This is a genomic window from Pseudomonas sp. SID14000, assembly GCF_002165135.1.
In the GTDB taxonomy this organism is placed as follows: domain Bacteria; phylum Pseudomonadota; class Gammaproteobacteria; order Pseudomonadales; family Pseudomonadaceae; genus Aquipseudomonas.
In genome coordinates this window covers 1-1428 of record NZ_NFZQ01000038.1, presented here as the reverse complement: position 1 = coordinate 1428, position 1428 = coordinate 1, and the positions used below count along the sequence as shown (strand labels likewise).

General features: G+C 54.1%; 1 protein-coding gene. It reads left to right on the top strand.

Annotated elements, in window-relative coordinates:
* Positions 1 to 48: 48 nt before the first annotated feature.
* Positions 49 to 1400 (top strand): IS3 family transposase gene (locus CAY82_RS24710; protein ID WP_256576333.1). Its coding sequence is split into 2 segments (ribosomal slippage): positions 49 to 526 and positions 526 to 1400, totalling 1353 coding nucleotides; the frame shifts between segments, so codons are not numbered across the junction.
* The last annotated feature ends 28 nt before the right edge of the window (positions 1401 to 1428 follow it).

Sequence of the window (1428 nt, the reverse complement as noted above, 5' to 3'; positions counted from 1 at the left end):
TGGACTGCCCCCAAGAAGTTGGACACCAATCCAACCCGTGGGGGATCTATGGGTAAATACACAGAGCAGTTCAAGCTCACGGCTATCACCGCTTACCTAGAGGGCAACCGGGGCTTTCGCAAGGTGGCACAACACTTTGGCATCGATTTCAGCCTGCTTCGGCGCTGGGTTGCTGGCTACCAAGTCGATGCCAGCCTCAGCCCTCGCTCGCATCGTCGCCGCTACACCGAGGAATTCAAGCGGCAGGTGCTCAAGTACATGCTTGAGCATCGCCTGTCCTTGCGCCAAACAGCGGCGCACTTTGGCCTTGGACAGTCCTCACAGATAGGCATTTGGCTGCGGCAGCACTACAGTGGCAGTCCTGTAGCCACTCTCGCCAAACAAAGAAAATCAGCCGTGCCGAAGAAAATTAAGCCCATCAAGCCGACAGACACCAATGACACAGAGAAATCTCGTGAGCAGTTGTTGAGCGAGCTCGAGTATCTGCGCATGGAGAATGATGTCCTAAAGGAGTTAAAGGCTCTGCGAGAGGAGAAGGAGCGAACACGGACGAAAAAGCCCTGATCGTCTGCAAATTCAGGCATAAATATCCGCTGCTTGACCTCTTGCAGATGGTGGGGTTGGCACGCAGTACCTTTTATTACCAGGTCAAGTGCCAGCAAAAGCCGGACAGGCACGCTTCGCTCAAGGAGTTGGTGCAGCGTGTCTATCACGAGGAGAAAGGGCTGTATGGCTACCGCCGAATTGCCCTTGCCATCAGGAACCAGGGGACCTTGGTCAACAAGAAGGTCATTGAACGGTTGATGGCTGAGCTTGGTTTGCAGTCCGTTGTACGCCCGAAGAAGTATCGATCCTATCGCGGCATTGTCGGCAAGGTGGCCATGAATTTGCTGGAGCGGAATTTCGTTGCGCAACGCCCCAACCAGAAGTGGGTGACCGATGTCACTGAGTTCAAAGTGGCCCAGCAAAAGCTCTACCTGTCGCCCGTGATGGACTTGTACAACGGTGAGATCATCGCCTATGAAACAGCTTGCCGGCCTACCTATGGCTTGGTCGGGAACATGCTGGAAAAGGCGCTCGATGGGTTGGGTGAAAAGCCCAAGCTAGTGATCCACTCAGATCAAGGATGGCATTACCAGCAGCCCCAATACCGCCATAAGCTCGCAGCGCGCGGTGTGAAGCAGAGCATGTCTCGCAAGGGTAATTGTCTGGATAATGCAGCGATGGAAAGCTTCTTCGGCACACTGAAGTCAGAGTTCTTCTACCTGAAGCGCTTTGAAAGCGTCGAAGAGCTGAAGGCAGGCCTGGAGGAGTACATCCATTACTACAACCATGACCGCATCAGGCTGAAACTCAATGGCCTGAGCCCTGTCAGCTACAGGACTCAGGCTACTGGCTAAAACTGTCCAACTTTTCGGGGGCAGTCCA